This window comes from Winogradskyella pacifica (assembly GCF_013403915.1).
GTDB classification, from domain to species: domain Bacteria; phylum Bacteroidota; class Bacteroidia; order Flavobacteriales; family Flavobacteriaceae; genus Winogradskyella; species Winogradskyella pacifica.
This window is the reverse complement of record NZ_JABFDI010000007.1, coordinates 25,141-42,765: the sequence shown is the minus strand read 5'-3', so window position 1 is coordinate 42,765 and position 17,625 is coordinate 25,141. Positions and strand designations below refer to the sequence as shown.

The window sequence follows — 17,625 nt, the reverse complement described above, 5'->3', positions numbered from 1 at the left end:
AAACCATTGATTTATACTCAATATATTAACAAAAAAACGTTCATCTTCAGGATGAATACGATTTAACTACCCCCAAATATTCATTAACCTCACAACCCTAAATTTATGAGACATTTTAAAACATTACTTTTTAGTTTATTACTTACAGTTACCGGAGTAACCACTGCACAAGTAGGAATCGGTACAGAAGTACCAGATCCTTCATCGCTTTTAGATTTACAATCAAATTCTCAAGGTTTGCTAGCACCACGAATGACAACCTTAGATCGCGAAGCAATTGTAAGTCCGGCAGAAAGCTTATTAGTTTTTGACACAGACTTAGATGCCTTTTATTATTATAATAACACAACGAGCACGTGGGTAGAATTAGCGAATAACAACGCTGTTAAACGAAACAATTACAAACTCATAAAATCTGCAGACGATTTAGCTGCAGAGTTAATTGCAGGTGGAGGCTCTAGTTATCAACTAGAAGAAAACACCTATTATGAAATCAACGGAACGATAACATTATCATCTCCTATTGATTTAAATAACGCCTACATTTCTGGTTTAGATGCTAATGAAGATGTACTCTCTGCTACAGGAGTTGTTTTTAAAGGTAGTACTGGTGGTGGTATCAGAAATGTAACGCTGAAAGGAACTAAAGCTTTTGAAATTACCGGGCCAGGTTTAGCAACCACTGCAACGCTTTTAGTTCAAAACGTAGTTATTGATGGTATGACCTCAAGTGTAGGAAGCGTTTCAGGATTAGGATTATATTTTGGAAATATCAATCAATTTATAAATAATACGAATGGAATTACGTTTTCTAATATTGGTAACTTGTTACTAAATACCCAAGCATGGTTAAGCAGCAATAATGGTACTTTTGAAACCTTTACAGGCAACTTCGGTTTAATAGAAAAAGTGAGTGGTTTTAGTACAGTAGATGGAGCAGATGTGGCAATGGACGTTAGTAGTGGTAGTCTTAGCGTAGGGACTGGAATTATAGAAGGTACAGTGTTTACAGGGACTACATCTAATCCTTCAGGTTATATTAACGGTTATACAACAGGGTCTTATTTAGATTTTAACTTTAACAATGATTGGTCCGTAAGTGCTCCCGGTATTCCAAGGGAAAGCGATGATGTAACTTCTGGTAACTTGTATTATGCTTCGTCTAGTATTAAATATGTTACTAATAATAATGCTTTTAAGCTACCTGTGAATACAGAAGCAATACGACTTTTTAGAACAGCAGAAGGTACTGGAGGTAATAGTGAAAACCGTATTATATATAAAGGGGAAACAAGACGTCCTTTAAACATCTTTGCTACTGCGTCACTTACTGCAACAGCAGGTACGCGATTAGCGTTCTCTATATATAAAAATGGAGTTGAAGTGATAGGAACCGAAGCTATAGTTGATGTGATTCAAACCGATTCTAGACAATCTGTAACGGTTATTGGAACAGTTAATGTAGTTAAAGATGATTATATTGAAATATATGTACAAAAAAAATCTGTAGATAATGAACAACTTTTAATTACCTCTTACAATTTAATAGTAAACTAAATTCATATCTAAATTATTATTTCAAGCCTTCGGTAATTCACACCGAAGGCTTTTTGGTTTTTAAATTGTCCAACATAGAAACGTTTTTCTTTAGCAGATTACCACGACATATAATTAAGGACCACTAATTAATTATATATCTTTTTTACAAGATTGGTAAAAGCTTTACGCACTATGTTCAGAAATTCTCTTAGTCCGTATTTTACCACAAGTATATGACAATGTTAAATTAGTGCTAAATCTTTAGTTTTAGGTGGTTTATGTCTCAATCGGAGATCCAAAATTATATTTTACGTCGTATCTTTATAAACACCAAATTATATGTGCTATGAGACTACTACAGCTATTAAAAAAACAATTTTTTTCAACGAAATATAAGCCAACAAATCTGAAGAGATCATCTCAGGATGCTCAACCCAAAACGATGATTGAAAGAACGTTCACAAAAGACGACGATACCTTTATGTTTATATAAACTAATGGCGAAAGAATATTTGAAACTCCATAATGATACGGTTTTTGGTGCTTATAAATTAGATATTATATTGAAATCTTTACGTCATATTTCTAGTTGTGAACCTGTTTATAATCAGGTTCTTAATAAGTTGACGTTGTTGTGCGTTTGCTTTAGATAAAATCAGTTTTCCTGCAAATACGACACATGTGACTAAGAAATAAGTCTTACAAATAAAGTCGAAATCAAGTCTCACCTTGTTTTATATTGCTTTTGAAACTTGAAGTGTCATTATAATAGGTCTTCAGTCTTAATCGCATACATGCTTACAAAGCTTCAGTTTATAACTTTAAAAAGTCCAACCTCTTTAGGCTGGACTTTTTTTTAATCGGTGTTTAGAGCATTTTTATTCGTCTTTTAAGCGCTCAGCGCGTTCACGACGAGTTTCATTTTGTTTACCGTATTGGTTGTAATGGTCGTCTTTTAACGGCCCTTTTTCATCAGTTGCATTTTGATGCAAACGCTTTTCATGTTCTGTTTTTGGTTTTTTGTCTTTATCGTTTTTCATAATATGAGATATTTAATTATTAATTATTTTCCTTTTTCAGTTGCTGAGCATCTTTATAAGATGACTTTAAGATCGTTTTCGCTCTATATGTTGAGGTTCAGTTTCTATGTAATAGTGAATAGGTTTAAAAGTACCTCCGTTGCTATCTTCTGCTGAGCACGCAGTAAGTGCAACTAAAAGATCCATTTGCGCTTGTAAACGAATGTAATCTCCTGCTTTCGATGTGGGAGGATTAACAGATAGTTTACCATTAGCATCAAATTGTACATTCATAAAAATATTGAAGGCCGTAGGGATATCATCAACCGCAATACCATAAGGGTTTAGGTGCTGTTGTAAATTACCTAAGCAACTTGGATGCTCACCTTGATAATCGTACATAATCTTAAATGTTTCTGGGCTACATGGCGCTAAGAGAAAATCGTTTCGTCCGTTGGTGTCTTCTAAAATATGCATCATCTTCTGAGAACGGTTAGACCATAAATAATTCCCTTTAGTTAACAATAGAGATTCTTCAAAATCTAAAGATTTGCCCGAGGATAGTTTTTCTTTATAATCATCAGCATTGAACAATACCATGTCGCTGACTTGTTCTCCCATAGGATCTATAACCGTAAGGATGTCATTTTTTTTAAGTGTAAAGGCTGCTCCAGATTGTTTTTGGATAATATTAACTAGTGGTTTCATATAACTTTAGTGGTTTTGTGAAAAGGACATTTCCAAGAGCTGTCTACAGCTCTACCGCTATATTGTTTGGTTTCAGAATCTGTTCCGAAATCTTTCAGTACAGGGTTAATATGACCTTGTAATTTTTTATCTCGTTTTCTAATACGTTTTTTTACCTTTTGGTAACTACCCATGTCACGCAACTGTTCAAATTGGGCATGTAGATTAAATACAATAGTAGGATAGGGACTTTGACGCGCTATCCGCGAACTATTAGGATGAAGACCCACAATGTAAAATGCGCGTCCTTTTATACTAAAACTGAAATTAGAGTCCTCTGGATCATCACTTACCGAAGGATCCCAGTCATGGTCATCCAATTCATGTAATTGTTGGAGCGTTTGCCATAAGCTTTTTTCGAAATCTACCTCAGACTCATAATGTTCAAAGGGAAAAACGGCTAAGAAAGATTCGACGTTATGCGATTCAAAATCATATTGATCTATAAAAGATTCTAAATCCTTTATTAGATGTTTTAAATCTTCAGTTCGGGTAGAGGAACTATATACGTTAAGATGATAATTATCTGTCATAAACAATGTTTTAGCCATAACGCAAGGGTGTTTTTGCGTAAGGATAAAATCTTTGTAAGCTTCATCTATAGTTTTATATAATGGATATGTTTTGCTGATCGATTTCATAATGACATAGTATTAAATGTATCGTGACATCAAATTTAATAGGGAACATATAATTGGATTTCCTCTATCCGAGTTATCATTACCTCAATACGTTAGGACTTAATTAGGGTGGTGGTGTAGAAATGATTTCAGTTAGTCTTTATTCTAATTGAATTAATACAAGTTATAGACTCCTTGTAATTTTATCATCTAACTAAACTATTTTATTATGACTTTTGAAGACGTTTTATGGCTCGTGGCATCGGTATTGGGTATATTTACTATTATCATAATCATTACGCGAGTATTCGGACTGAGAACTTTTGCTAAAATGTCGAGTTTCGATTTTGCATCTACTATTGCCGTAGGTTCTGTATTAGCCTCAATTATACTTAATTCAGATTATTCGCTTCTTAAAGGTGGTATTGTACTCACTGCTATTATTGGGTTTCAAACTTTGTTTTCATATTTGGTGCGTAAGAATTCACTTTTTAAAAGATGGTTTACAAATAAGCCACAAATTATTATGTGGAATGGTAAAATATTACACAGTCGTCTTAAGGCTTGTAATGTGGGGGAAAGTGACTTAATCGCTAAATTAAGAGAAGCAAACGTGCATGATTTTAGCGAAGTAAAAGCCGTTATTTTTGAAAGTACTGGCGATGTGTCCGTTATTCATAATAGTTCTAATAAGGACATTGAACCGACACTGTTACATGACGTAAATACCCACGACCTATATGTTTAATTTTATAGAGGAAAATAAAAATGCCATTTATGGCGGTTTAATTGCAACCCTTTTTACAGGTGTTGGTATTTTCTTATTAGGAAATGTTTCGGGTTATGAAGCTAAGCATTTATTGAAAGAGTCTCTAAGCGGGCTCAATATGTTATGTAACACTATAGTGTTAGCGTCAGCAACTATTTTAGCGCTATTGCTAACTTTATTGAGCGTGAGCTTTGGCTCTAAAATGTCCTTAAATGAAATTCATTACAAACAAGTTCTTAGTATAGCTAAATTTGATGTCATATTATTTATTGCAGCACTTATCCTATTTCAATTCTTTAATATTCCTATCGTAGAATCAGATAATGTACCCACCAATTGGTATTCGGTAATTTATTGGGTCACCTTAGGGTCGACTTCAGTAATAAGTGGTATGATGATTACAGTGATATTAATGCTATACCGAGCGGTTACGAATCTAATCGCAATTATAGGTCTAGGAAAAGATCACCCAATGTTATCTAAAGACGACTTAAATGACGAGATAGAGAATGAAAAAGAAGCGATGAAGTCTTGATCGTATTAAATAGAAATATAGTGATTTTAACTTGACTTATGTTTACTTTGAAACCAAACAATTTTCAACATAATGCCATTCAATATAAAGGATATACCATTGGTTATAATAATTGGCCAATCCATCTTTAAAATACCATAAATTGTCCACAAGCCAACACCAAGACATAAGATAACAAACATGCTTGGACTAACGTCGTCTATTTTTTTTGTCTTAACTGCTTTATGAATTTGCGGTAATACAGCAATCGTTGTAAATATCCCAGCAAAAATTCCTATAAGTTCTTCTAAATTCATACCTCATCACTATTTAATACTATTTATTCTATTAATGTATTGTCGTCTTCTATGGCAGCCATAGAGCGTTTAGCCGTTAAGCCATGCAGAAGAATAGAGACCAAAATAACTAATGCCACAATTGAAAATAACTGATCTGTGTGGGTAAATTCGCCATGTTTTATAGCGTAAGTTAAGTAGAATACAGATCCTATCCCTTTGATTCCAAAAAAGGAAATGGCCATTTTGTGACGATTATTTAATTTAGAACCATAGAGTGAAATGTATCCTAAAATGGGCCTTACGATTAAGACTAAACAAACACTAAATACTATAATCTCTATGCTAATAAAATTCAGAATTCCTGCCATAATTGACCCCCCAAAAAACAGCATCCAAAACACAATAAGAAACTTCTCAATGTTAGATATAAAGCTTAAACTCGGATGACCAGGATGCTCAACATCCTTTTTATGCTGATGGTAATGTGCAAATAATCCAGCAAAAAACACACTTAGAAAACCATAAGAATTCAATACCTCAGCCAAACCATAAGAGATAAGGGTAAGCGATAAGGCTACAAATGCTAAATGGATTTTATGGGTGTTTCCTTCGGAAAGCCGTGTGGTAAAATAACTATATAGAAAACCAACTGCTATGCCGACTAAGATGCCTACTACAGTCTTGAAAAATACGTAGAAGGATAGCCATTCTAACCAAACATCAGTATGTAGTCCATCGTTTTTAGACCATACTATGGCAAGATATACAAATGGAAATGCTAAGCCATCATTTAAGCCGGCTTCTGCAGTAAGGTTGTATTGCGCCCCTAAATTCTTTGATGATACCGACTGCTTTTTGTTCAATTGAATTTCGGAAGCTAAAGCAGGATCTGTAGGGGCTAAGACGGCAGCTAATAAGAGCGCAAGTTCGCCCGAAAACCCCAAAATATAATACGAAACGATAAAGACCACAGCCATAAATAGAGGCATCGTTATACCTAACAAGCGCAATGGGTTAAGCCATTCTCTCCAAGAATAATTTAATCCAATTTTAAGTCCTGCCACCATTAAACTAATAATAACCACCATTTCTGAAAAATGTAAGGTTAAATCGATTTCCCAAGTGGGATCTGGCCAAGGTAACGGCACGTTTATATAATAAAATAGCCCTCCCAAGATTAGAACTGGAAGTGTAAAACTAATTTTAAAGCGTTTTAAAACTATAGGGAGAAAACTGGCTAATAAGGTCGTAATCCCAACAATGAGTAAAACGCTAAAATAACTATCCATCATCGATTGTCTTTATTTAAGCAGGAACCTGAGCGGCAATTTCCATTCTATCCCAATTACGATGTTTTGAAATAGCATCAATAAATGCTTTAGGTTTCTTATTAATAAACACAGTCTTATCATCTTTATAATCTGCCACAAATGTTTTGTCTAGTAAATGTTCACCTTCATTATCTACGGCGATAGCTTTACAATGTTTAAAAGCCTCGTTTACAAACTTCTTAAATTTAGCTTCTTTTAATAATTTGTCGATAGCGGTTTTGCCGCCTGGAATATAAATAGCATCAAACAACACACTTTCTGTAGTCATAATAGCCGCATCAACTTGATGTTCCATATGCTCATCACACACTACTGTTCCGCCGTGAGGAGCTATTAGTTTTACCATAGCATTCTCTTTTTCTAAGGCCTTTTTCATGGTGCTAAAATCTTTCATTGAAAACCCATCGCTAACTAATACTGCAACCTGTCTTGTAGCTATACTATTAAACTTTGTATGAGCCTGACTTAAAGTTTTGTCTTTATCTAAATAGTTTTTCTTTTTTGGAGGTTGATGTTTTTTTACATCGGCATCCGCTCCAATGGCTTGGTTAATGGGCTGCTCAATGGTATCGGGAATGTTAAGTCCTAATCCTTCTGCTACTTTTTGAGATAAATCCCTATCTATCTGAGCAATAAGCCATAGCATCCGTTCTTTGATAGATTTCTGAGTGCATTTTCCAAGTTCAAAGGTGTAGGCTTCTGCAACGTGTTGTTTTTCCCAATCGGCTAAACTTCTATAAAATAGTGCGGGTTGTGAAAAATGATCATTAAAACTTTCGCTACGTGTTCGGATTTTTTTGGCATCTACACGTTCCTCATAGGAGGTAAATGCACCTTCACTCATTTTAGCCAAATGTGGACAGCCACCTCCTAAAGAATTGGGGAAATAGGCCGTTTGACCTTTTGGTATATCCATTTGCATATGTCCATCTCGCTGATTGTTATGCACCTCTCCAATAGGTCTATTAATTGGAATCTGATGAAAATTAGGACTTCCTAAGCGCGATAACTGGGTATCCCGATACGAGAATAAACGGCCCTGAAGTAGAGGGTCATTTGTAAAGTCTATTCCAGGAACGATATGCCCAGGTAAAAACGCGACTTGTTCCGTCTCGGCAAAGAAATTTTCAGGATTTCTATTTAAGGTCATTTTACCAATAATTTCAACTGGAACTAATTCTTCAGGAATTAACTTCGTAGGATCTAATAAGTCAAATTCAAATTTATGCTCATCTTCTTCAGCTACGACTTGAATTCCCAATTCCCATTCTGGGTATTGTCCCGCCTCAATAGCATCCCATAAATCCCGTCTGTGAAAATCAGCATCTGCACCATTAATTTTTACAGCTTCATCCCAAGTTACAGAATGAACACCTAATAGTGGTTTCCAATGAAATTTTACAAAGTGTGATTCGCCTTTTTCATTTATCAATCGGAACGTATGAATACCAAAGCCTTCCATCATACGTAAACTTCGAGGTATAGCACGATCGCTCATTACCCAAATTTGGTTGTGTAGTGTTTCGGTAGAACGCGAAATAAAATCGTAGAAAGTGTCGTGGGCAGAGGCTGCTTGTGGAATTTCTTTATTAGGCTCGGGTTTTACCGAATGGATTAAATCTGGAAACTTCATCGCATCTTGAATAAAAAAGATAGGCATATTGTTACCTACCAAATCCCATGTACCTTCTTGAGTGTAAAACTTTACTGCAAACCCTCGTACATCCCGAGCTAAGTCCGCAGAGCCTTTAGATCCAGCTACTGTAGAGAACCTTGCGAATACTGGTGTTATTCTCTTGGTGTCCGTAAAAATGCCAGCTTTACTATACTTTTCAATACTATTATAGAGTTCAAAGTAGCCATGAGCCGCACTTCCTCTAGCATGAACAATACGTTCTGGTATACGCTCATGGTCAAAGTGCGTAATTTTTTCTCGCAATAAAAAATCTTCTAAAAGGGTAGAGCCACGTTCACCAGCCTTTAAGGAATTATTGGTGTCGTTAACTTTTAAACCTTGGTTAGTCGTCATAACCTGGTTTTCCGCATCTTTTTCAAATTGCTTTAGGTCTTTTGATTTTTCGGTTGTAGTGGTTTTTTGCTTAGCCATCGTATGAATTTTTAGATATTCTACTCGCATTTAAAATTACGTAATCCACTACCATTCGTTAACTCATCCGCATAAATCTATACCCCTTTTGGCATTATATATTTTATTATTTTGAATAGTTTAAGTCGTCACATTCGGAACATGTTTAGTTGTTAACGGTACTTCAACTTAATTGTACGCAGGGGATTGTGCTTACTTTCCTAATGTCAACATAGGAAATGTGGGTTATAATTTTCTGTCTTCTTTGACAATGTAAAACCGTAAGACGACTAATTATGTTTAAAGCATACGCTCTTCATCATAAGTGTGTGTAATCGTTTGGATTTCTACAGGCTCGTCGCTCTGTAATGTTGAGTCTAATAATGAGGTCACCATAATTTGGCTCGTGGCATTACACGCTTGCAATCCATAGGAATAAGGTCGCAATCCATAAATATGATTAAAGGCTAAATCATATATACTTTGCGACGGCTGGCCATTTTCATCAAGACAACGATAAACGTTGTCTATGGCAATACCTCCTAAATTAAGATACAATGTGTCGTTAACTGGTAGTAGCGCGTCTTCAGGAACTGACGACCGCACATCTTTAATGCGTGATAGGGTTTTAAATTTGGCTTTTGCCATTGAAATATCACCGTTTATTTTCAGGCTTTTAAAAGGGAAATTATCAAATGCAATGGTATCATTACCAGAAGAGTTTATAAAAAGCTTGTAAGTTTTGGTAGTCTCGTTATTGTCCTCATCAACAATTTTTATGTGTGTGCCATGAGTTGTCTTATTTTGAATTTCAACCTTGCCATTAATCAACGCTATGCAGTCCGCCTCATAAAGTGCTAATAGAATTTCGGCAGATTGTAACGGTAGTGCAGCAATCACGTTCATAAGGAATGGCTTAATTTCAGTATGGAAAAAAAGATGGTCTTCCGCTGAAAACAAATCGGTATGAAAATTTAGACTATACATTAAATCATCTAAGGTTTCCATCCAATGGATGGGTTTATTTCGTTTCAGTAATTTATCAGCTAATTCTAATTCCTCACGCATACCAACGAAAGAATCAAGGTATTCGTGCTTTTTTGCCATAGTTTCTATAAACTGTTTAAAATCGAAACTGTTATCATTCAACAGTTGTATAACATCTCTTAAATCGTCTTTTTCTAAAGCTTTTAATAGTGCAGGTCTACAAATTTCATCAAAGTAAGTGTCTATAAAAAGAGCATCCTTTTCATTTTTAAGATTTACTAAGGTTTCGCGTGTGGTATGCCTATAGATTTCTCTATACGGCTGTTCTTGCTCGTATTGCAAATGAGGTAGCCAACCGTTAGCATCATGCAGTGTAATTTTAAAACCAGAGGCTTTAGCATGTAATTTAAATGTAAGCCGATTGTTTTTGCGTAAAAATGTTCCATGACGATGCGCTAAGGACGTTACCACATCAAAAGCACTAAGGGAAGCGCCTAAAATCCCGATATCAAAATTATAATAGTCCTTAGAGGGATTAAGCAATTTAAAGATTGGCCAAGGGGAATCGTAATAACCAGATTCGGATTGGTCTTTGTTTTCCCAGTGATGCCCCGTTGCTATAATTATTTTATTAAATTTAAAACGATGCGTTTCGGTTATAATTTCAGCTGTAGTATTACTAATGGTTTTAATATCAATAACGTTGTGATTGCGATAGGTGGCAATGGTAAAACCTTTGCTTTTTAGGTTTTGAATTAAAAGTTTTAACTGAGCACTAAAATAGGCGCCAAGAGCAATCCGGCTGTACACCTCTGTATCTTTTATAGGGAATTCAACAACATTTAAATCTTTTAAATAGTTGCGGTCTTGTGCTCTTAACCAATTAGCTAAGGTTTGGGGTAATTTCGGAATCTCTTCAGAGGAAATATTCGCCAAATTATATATATCTGTAAACTCAGGGTTAAATGGCATGCCATAGCCTAGTTTAGAACTTTTCTCAAATATTGAAATCAGATGAAATTGCTTACCTAGAGCTTCAGAGTTATCCAAAATATGCTGCAAGGCATATATGGAAGTAGGCCCCGAACCGATGAGTGCTAATGTAGACGTTTTCATAATGTAAAAATCTTATGTTTGGTTAAATGCTTCAGTGTGTACATCGCAATTGGCCTTTTAGGTGCAGTAGGTAAAGGGCTAACTTAGCCACCTATAATTTCACCTCCATTAACATGAATAAATTGCCCTGTAATGTAGCTCGCATCCTTAGAAGCTAAAAACACATAAGCTGGTGCCACTTCGCTAGGCTGACCTGCGCGACATAATGGAGTGTCTTTTCCGAAATCGCTAACATCATCAAATGTTGCAGGGATCAATGGAGTCCATATAGGACCAGGTGCCACACCATTAACTCTAATTTTAGCTTCTGACAACTGCTTAGATAAGGATCTTGTAAAACTCACGATGGCTCCTTTGGTACTCGCGTAATCTACCAAATGATTGCTACCTCTATAGGCTGTAACAGAACTTGTATTAATTATACAATCGTGTTCTTTTAGATGTTCTAAAGCTATTTTAGACAGATAAAAATAAGGGTATATATTGGTCTTAAAGGTGGTGTTAAAATCCTCCATTGAAATAGTTTTAATAGTATCCTTGGGGAATTGAACGGCTGCATTATTAACCAATATATTAAGTTTGCCAAATGTAGAAATACACTGTGCTAATGCTTTGTCACATTGGTCGGTATGTTGTACATCTGCTTTAATAAGCAGACAGGTTTGGTTTTCCTTTTCAACTAGTGCTTTGGTGTGTTCTGCATCTGCTGTTTCCGAAAGGTAAATAATAGCCACATCGGCACCTTCTCGTGCAAAGTGTACGGCAATACTTCTCCCAATACCGCTATCTCCACCCGTAATAAGCGCCACTTTATTTTTTAATTTATCGCTACCCTTATAATCCTCACGGATAACTTCTGGTTCTGGAGTCATTTTACTTTGTTTTCCAGGTAATTCTTGATCTTGCTTTGGAAATGATTTCGGTTTATTCATAATAATAGGATTTATGCTGTGTTATTCATAGGTGCTCAACTTACATGGTATAAAAAAAAAGGGTTGATGTACAGCGCTAACAGTGTACATCAAACCCTTTATACTTAACGCTAACGTCATAAAGCGAATTACTGAATACCCTCTAAATAATCGGCTTTATTATAACTCGCTTGTATCTCAGCTTTTTGCTTTAATAGCAGCGCTCTCACGGTTGGGTTTAACTCGTAATTGTTGAGGATATCGTTATAATCGTCAATGGCTTGTTTTTCACCAGTCCTAACTTCTTCTAGCATGGATTCATCATTATCCATAGAAAAGAATGCTTTGGTGTCTATCCATGCTCTATGCAAGGACCCTGACCAACTGCCATCTCTTTCTGTGATGTCCATTCCGCTATTTCTTAGCGTATCTGTCAACTCGTTGACGTAACCACTACGTGTGCGCGACTTATTAAGAAAAAATGTTTTTAATCTAGGATTGTCCACATTTTCTGCCACTTTTTTAAATCCTTTTTCTGCATCGTAAGCTTTCTCGATGAGGTCATTAAGTTTTTCTTCTGTTTTTTTATCAAATAGTGCCATAATTATAATGTTTTAGTACAGTGCTATATAATCCTATTATAGTTTCACTGCATATGTTATTTATTAGTCTAAAATTAATTACAACGGATCATTACTATTAATCGGATTAGATAAGTTTTTTGCTCAATTCATCTTATTTAAATAAATTTAAGAAGCTAATGACATATTTTATAAATTAACCATGACGAAATATATTATAGCCTCTAACCGTTTGAAATATAGCATAAACCATAGCTTTCATGATTGTTTAACTTTTAAATATTCGCGTCTCTAAATAATAAATTGAAAACAGTAGGTTATAAAATACTGGCTTAGTCAATATTCAAAATACTATCATCTTGACTCTTATTTTTTTCAGGAATCGCTTCAATAAATTCATGTATATCTAAATCTGCTGAAGGGCCATACGCATTAAGGAGGGTTCCTTTTTTATCGTTTTCCGTTGTAATCACATAAAGAATAGATTGGTCAGACGGATCACTCATGCCTTCATAGCGATGTTCTGCAACAATAAACACGTCCTCAGGTTTATATTTGGTGTCTTCACCCGAAGCAATTAACGAATCGTCTTGTACTCTAAAATTATGGGTATAGCCTTTTTTCTGATACTCCTTCAAAAAGTCTAATTCATGCTTTGCGTTTGGGTCACTATATTCTGAATTTTTCATAATGTTTTGTTTTTTAATTTAATACATTTCGAAAATAGGTCTAATAAGAGATAGAGTGTTTCTCATTTGAAATAAATACTAACGCAAATGGAATTGAAAAGGTTTCACTTCTTTAACGTGTTCATTATCATATCTCCGAGCCATTCGGCTTTCCAAAGTCGTTATGTCATCGGCTTGTTTAATAGGGGTTGTAAATTTTATCTAAGGTATCTTCAAGATAGACGCTTAGTGCGCCTTTCAACTGCAAGCAGAAAAAGGTAGTGTAGTCCTATTTTGTTATTATTTTTGAAGCATGAAACCCAACCTTAGTTCATTCCTCTTTTTCTTTAGCCTATGCAGTGTACTGCTATTCACAGGCATTCAATACACATTTGCACAGCAAAGCATAGATAATGAGCATTATTATAAGGCATTGGCTCTAAAGCCTCAAAGTGCGAAAGATTTAATGGTATCCGAAATCTATTTCAATCGTAATTATGATAAAGCAATAAAGGAGGGGGATACCATACTGGCCATTAGGAATTTATATTATATTTCGAGTATAGCCTATAAAAAGGGGGAGTATAATGAGAGTGAACAAACCGCTGTAAAAGCCTTACGATTTTTGGATGCTAGCACGTCCTCACCTCACATTACAGCAACACGTAAAAGTTTCTATAATCTTTTAGGCTTAATGTATTCTGAGCAAAAGAATAAACCCAAAGCCATAGAGTTGTATACCAATGCTTTTAAAATGTCTGAATCAGCCTCCGACAGTGCTAAGATTTATAACAATCTATCTATTGTGTACCGTAAGTTTGATGACATTACTAATGCCGAAAAAGAAATACTTAAAGCCTATCAGTTATTACCAAGAATAAGCGATACCATTACTCACGCGCTTATACTCGATAATTATGGGGTTATTGCATCGCAATTACATAGAGCGAATGGTATAACTTTAATGATGAAGGCTTTAGAGTTGAGGGAGTCCCAAAAAGACAGCTCTACCATTTACACTAGTTATTCACATTTAGCGGATTATTATGACCGAATGGATGATGAAGAAACTTCTAAAGCCTATGCTTTAAAGTCGCTTCAACTTGCCGAAAAACTAAATTTAGCCTCTTATAAAAATAGAGCGTTAGGTTTATTAGTAAAGCTAAGCGATGACCCTATTGCTAGAGCTTATAAAAAGTTGAATGATAGTATATATGCGGCAGAGAAAGCGAAATTAAACCAATATGCCTTACTTAAATATGACCATTCAGAATATAAAAGAGCAGCCTTAGAGAGTCAACTCGAAAAAGAAAAGCAAGAATCTAGAACCATTTATGCGCTGTTAATAGTGGCATTTGTAGTTTTGGCATCGGTCTTCTTATATTTTGTAATTCGATCACGACATAAAAAAGAAAAGTTACAACAAGTGTTTCATACCGAATCGCGTATTTCAAAAGAAATTCATGATGAGATCGCAAGTGATGTCTTTCAGGTGATGACTAGACTAGAACATAAAGAAATAAAGCATAAAGTTCTTAAAAATGAGCTCCATAATTTATATCTTAAAACAAGAGATATCTCTAAAAAGCACAGTGTTTTAAGTGACGACTATCCATTTATAGAATATTTAGAAGAATTATTAGAAAGTTATAATGATGCCCAAACCAATGTTATTATCAAAGGACTTTCGGGCATCGCTTGGGATACCATACCGCAGTTAAAGCAGCTTACGCTATATCGGGTTTTACAAGAGTTGTTAATCAATATGAAAAAACATAGTGAGGCCTCTATTGTGGTCATCATGTTTACTAAAGATCAGAACGGTTTTCAGGTTAATTATAGCGATAATGGAGTAGGAACGACGTTAAAAAAGCGAAATGGACTCCAGAATACGGAAAACCGTATTCAATCTATTAATGGAACTATTACTTTTGTAACACATCCAGATAAAGGGTTTAAAGCTAATATAACCATATAGTAATGTTTAAGAACGTTTTAATTAATGAAGATCACGATGCGGTTCTTGCGAGTATCACAAAGATATTACGGGAATTACATGTGGAATCAATTGAAAAATCGCAATACTGTGATGAGGCGTATCTAAAATTAAAAAAAGGCGCTTTAGAAGCTCGTAATTTCGATTTATTAATCACGGATCTCTCGTTTAAACAAGATCATAGAGATACAACCATAGCATCTGGCGAAATGCTTATAGAAAAGCTACGCGAAGAATTTCCAGATTTACCCATCATCGTATATTCTATGAAAGATCAGCTTCAAAAGATTAGAGGCTTGCTCAATACTTATCATATCAATGGCTACGTGTGTAAAGATAGAAATGGCAGTGCCGAATTAGCAGCAGCTATAAAAGCGGTATCTAAAAAAGCGATTTATGTTTCTCCACAAGTTAAAAAGGCACTGAGCCCTAAGTCGCAATTAGAAATAGACGATTATGATATTAGGTTACTAAAAATGATATCTGAAGGCCAGTCTCAAGACGAAATTAGTAGTAACCTTAAGTTAAATGGAGTTACGCCAAACAGCTTAAGTACCATTGAAAAACGATTAAATAAACTTAGAGAGCAATTTAAAGCCAACAATGCCATACATTTGGTGGCGATTACCAAAGATTTAGGAGTGATATAATACAACAACATATAAGTAAAAGCCCAGCACTTATCGGGATTTAATATTTTAGGGAATACTATAATCGTAAGTGTTGTGGTGAGAAAAGGCAATTAGAAATAATTGCCTTTTTGTGTGTTTAATGGTTTCTAAATATTCTAGACTAATTTTTATACGCTCTGCGGCCTCTCAATTGGCGATTTCTGCCAGCTTTATATATACCACTATTTACGATTTGTAGGAAAAAAGTATAGCGAACCCGCTTATGACCCGCTTATGACCCGCTTATGATGCGCTTATGATGCGCTTGTGGTTGGTTGTTGGTTGTTGGTGATTGGTGATTGGTGATTGGTGATTGGTTGTGGGTGATTGGTTGGTGGTTGGTGGTTGGTTGGTTGGTTGGTTGGTTGGTTGGTTGGTTGGTTGGTTGGTTGGTGGTTGTTGGTGATTGGTGATTGGTTGTTGGTTGTTGGTTGTTGGTTGTTGGTTGTTGGTGATTGGTTGGTTGGGGATTAGGTTTGGAAAATGCATTATAAAGATGAATTTGGTGTTTTATCTTGTTTACTATTAGTTGTTTAGCTATTATTTGTAATTTTAATATATCCCTTAAGTACGGCTTCCTTAACCGTATGAATTACTATAATTCGATGTTGACACATGTTAATAAGATTACCCATTATTGGGTATGGTTTGCTATACTGATAGCTATTAATTTTATCCCTATTGAACATAATACCACGGAATTATGCCACTAAAAATTTCAACTTGGAATGTAAAACACAGTCAGCAACTTATTGAAGACCATCCTTCTGCTGATATTTTAGAACGGATTGGGCGTGTTAAAGACACCATTACTCTAATTAACGCCGACATCCTATTAGTCGTTGAAGGTCCGAAAGGAGAAGCTAAGATTATTGACTTTTGCGATAAGGTATTAGATAATGCCTGGGTACCTGTGCTTTTGCCAGGTCCAACTGATGGAGTGGGAGATCGGGATCGGGATTATGGTTATGATATGCGAGGCACGCAATGGGTATGGTATTTGGTGAAGCCTTCTATATTATCGCAATGCCGTATACAAGCCGCTACCGTATGGCACTCTTTTATTGGTCGTGATAATTGGCAGGTGAATTATTGGGGGCAATTTGAACGTGACAACCACGAGCATTACCGTCAGCCGCAAGTTCTCATTTATAGATTAGATAACGGTAAAGAAATTGAATGCATTGGTGTGCATCTTAAATCTAAGATTAATAAAGACCCCATTACTTATGATGCTGAGCAGAACCTCACTGGTGATTATGTGAACACTGCTTTAAAAGCCCGCGTGAAACTCGCTACCGAAGCCCGTAATATTCGGCATTATGTAGATGCGAAGTTTAGACAATTAGAAGCCCCGGCTTTAGTGATTTTAGGAGATTGTAATGATGGCCCTGGGCAAGATTATTTTGAATCTAATTATCTGTTTTTCGATTTGATACAGAATCTGCAAGGTGAAGTTTTGATGGCCGAAAAGTATTTTAACCACGTGTTGTTTGATGTGGCTAAAGACCTGCGTTGGACGGCACGCTTTAGAGATCCCATTCTTAAAATTCCAGCCAGTAAAAACCCCTTGCTTATCGATCATATTTTAGTGAGCCAACCTTTGTGCAATGGCAGTTTTCCGTTAAAGGTGCATGCGAAAGCAGGCAAGGTGGAGCATGAGATTTTTGAGCGGGTGAATGCCGATTCTAACAGTAAGACTGTTTCTAGTGATCATCGGCCTGTGTCTGTGGTGCTGGAGGATACGGTTATTGTTTAGTTTGCGTATTGG

General features: G+C 35.6%; 17 protein-coding genes. 6 read left to right on the top strand and 11 right to left on the bottom strand.

Going from position 1 to position 17,625, the window contains the following annotated elements:
- Positions 1-105: 105 nt before the first annotated feature.
- Complete coding sequence (locus HM984_RS07910) at positions 106-1,557, top strand: phage tail-like protein (protein ID WP_179348775.1); 1,452 nt, start codon at positions 106-108, stop codon at positions 1,555-1,557.
- An 860-nt stretch (positions 1,558-2,417) separates the two neighbouring features.
- Here the strand turns inward: HM984_RS07910 and HM984_RS07905 are convergent.
- The 3 genes from HM984_RS07905 to gntA all read right to left on the bottom strand — a co-directional run bounded on the left by HM984_RS07905 (position 2,418) and on the right by gntA (position 3,946).
- Positions 2,418-2,579 (bottom strand): hypothetical protein, encoded by a 162-nt coding sequence (locus HM984_RS07905; RefSeq protein WP_179348774.1) that lies wholly within the window; start codon positions 2,577-2,579, stop codon positions 2,418-2,420.
- A gap of 66 nt (positions 2,580-2,645) precedes the next feature.
- A complete protein-coding gene (locus HM984_RS07900; protein ID WP_179348773.1) occupies positions 2,646-3,266 on the bottom strand; it encodes a DUF1989 domain-containing protein in 621 nt (206 codons plus the stop codon).
- Positions 3,263-3,946, bottom strand: a complete 684-nt coding sequence (gene gntA / locus HM984_RS07895; RefSeq protein WP_179348772.1) for a guanitoxin biosynthesis heme-dependent pre-guanitoxin N-hydroxylase GntA — start codon at positions 3,944-3,946, stop codon at positions 3,263-3,265. Before gntA ends, HM984_RS07900 begins: the two co-directional genes overlap by 4 nt.
- A gap of 208 nt (positions 3,947-4,154) precedes the next feature.
- Between gntA and HM984_RS07890 the strand changes: the two genes are divergently transcribed.
- Positions 4,155-4,673, top strand: a complete 519-nt coding sequence (locus tag HM984_RS07890) for a DUF421 domain-containing protein (RefSeq protein WP_179348771.1) — start codon at positions 4,155-4,157, stop codon at positions 4,671-4,673.
- Positions 4,666-5,229 (top strand): hypothetical protein, encoded by a 564-nt coding sequence (locus tag HM984_RS07885; protein WP_179348770.1) that lies wholly within the window; start codon positions 4,666-4,668, stop codon positions 5,227-5,229. The genes HM984_RS07890 and HM984_RS07885 overlap by 8 nt, the downstream gene beginning before the upstream one ends.
- A 26-nt stretch (positions 5,230-5,255) precedes the next feature.
- On the opposite strand, the gene HM984_RS07880 is transcribed toward HM984_RS07885, so the two are convergent.
- From HM984_RS07880 to HM984_RS07850, 7 genes are all read right to left on the bottom strand, one after another.
- Positions 5,256-5,525 (bottom strand): SemiSWEET family sugar transporter, encoded by a 270-nt coding sequence (locus tag HM984_RS07880; protein ID WP_179348769.1) that lies wholly within the window; start codon positions 5,523-5,525, stop codon positions 5,256-5,258.
- 23 nt (positions 5,526-5,548) lie between these two features.
- Positions 5,549-6,796, bottom strand: a complete 1,248-nt coding sequence (locus HM984_RS07875) for a cation:proton antiporter (protein ID WP_179348768.1) — start codon at positions 6,794-6,796, stop codon at positions 5,549-5,551.
- 16 nt (positions 6,797-6,812) lie between these two features.
- Positions 6,813-8,945, bottom strand: a complete 2,133-nt coding sequence (locus HM984_RS07870; protein ID WP_179348767.1) for a catalase — start codon at positions 8,943-8,945, stop codon at positions 6,813-6,815.
- Positions 8,946-9,224: 279 nt separating this feature from the next.
- Entirely contained in the window at positions 9,225-11,027 is a 1,803-nt protein-coding gene (locus HM984_RS07865; protein ID WP_179348766.1) for an FAD/NAD(P)-binding protein, read from the bottom strand.
- 83 nt (positions 11,028-11,110) lie between these two features.
- A complete protein-coding gene (locus tag HM984_RS07860) occupies positions 11,111-11,959 on the bottom strand; it encodes an SDR family oxidoreductase (RefSeq protein WP_179348765.1) in 849 nt (282 codons plus the stop codon).
- A 128-nt stretch (positions 11,960-12,087) separates the two neighbouring features.
- Complete coding sequence (locus tag HM984_RS07855) at positions 12,088-12,540, bottom strand: ferritin-like domain-containing protein (RefSeq protein ID WP_115809418.1); 453 nt, start codon at positions 12,538-12,540, stop codon at positions 12,088-12,090.
- Between the two features lie 311 nt (positions 12,541-12,851).
- A complete protein-coding gene (locus HM984_RS07850; RefSeq protein WP_179348764.1) occupies positions 12,852-13,208 on the bottom strand; it encodes a hypothetical protein in 357 nt (118 codons plus the stop codon).
- A 292-nt stretch (positions 13,209-13,500) separates the two neighbouring features.
- On the opposite strand from HM984_RS07850, the gene HM984_RS07845 reads away from it, so the two are divergent.
- Both HM984_RS07845 and HM984_RS07840 read left to right on the top strand, forming a co-directional pair.
- Complete coding sequence (locus HM984_RS07845; RefSeq protein ID WP_179348763.1) at positions 13,501-15,165, top strand: hypothetical protein; 1,665 nt, start codon at positions 13,501-13,503, stop codon at positions 15,163-15,165.
- 2 nt (positions 15,166-15,167) lie between these two features.
- A complete protein-coding gene (locus tag HM984_RS07840; RefSeq protein ID WP_179348762.1) occupies positions 15,168-15,833 on the top strand; it encodes a DNA-binding response regulator in 666 nt (221 codons plus the stop codon).
- A gap of 264 nt (positions 15,834-16,097) precedes the next feature.
- Here the strand turns inward: HM984_RS07840 and HM984_RS07835 are convergent, their stop codons facing one another.
- Positions 16,098-16,343 carry a hypothetical protein gene (locus HM984_RS07835; RefSeq protein WP_179348761.1) on the bottom strand — a complete coding sequence of 82 codons (246 nt, stop codon included), beginning with the start codon at positions 16,341-16,343 and terminating at the stop codon, positions 16,098-16,100.
- Between the two features lie 214 nt (positions 16,344-16,557).
- Here HM984_RS07835 and HM984_RS07830 point away from each other — a divergent pair, with 214 nt between their 5' ends.
- Positions 16,558-17,613, top strand: a complete 1,056-nt coding sequence (locus HM984_RS07830; protein WP_179348760.1) for an endonuclease/exonuclease/phosphatase family protein — start codon at positions 16,558-16,560, stop codon at positions 17,611-17,613.
- The last annotated feature ends 12 nt before the right edge of the window (positions 17,614-17,625 follow it).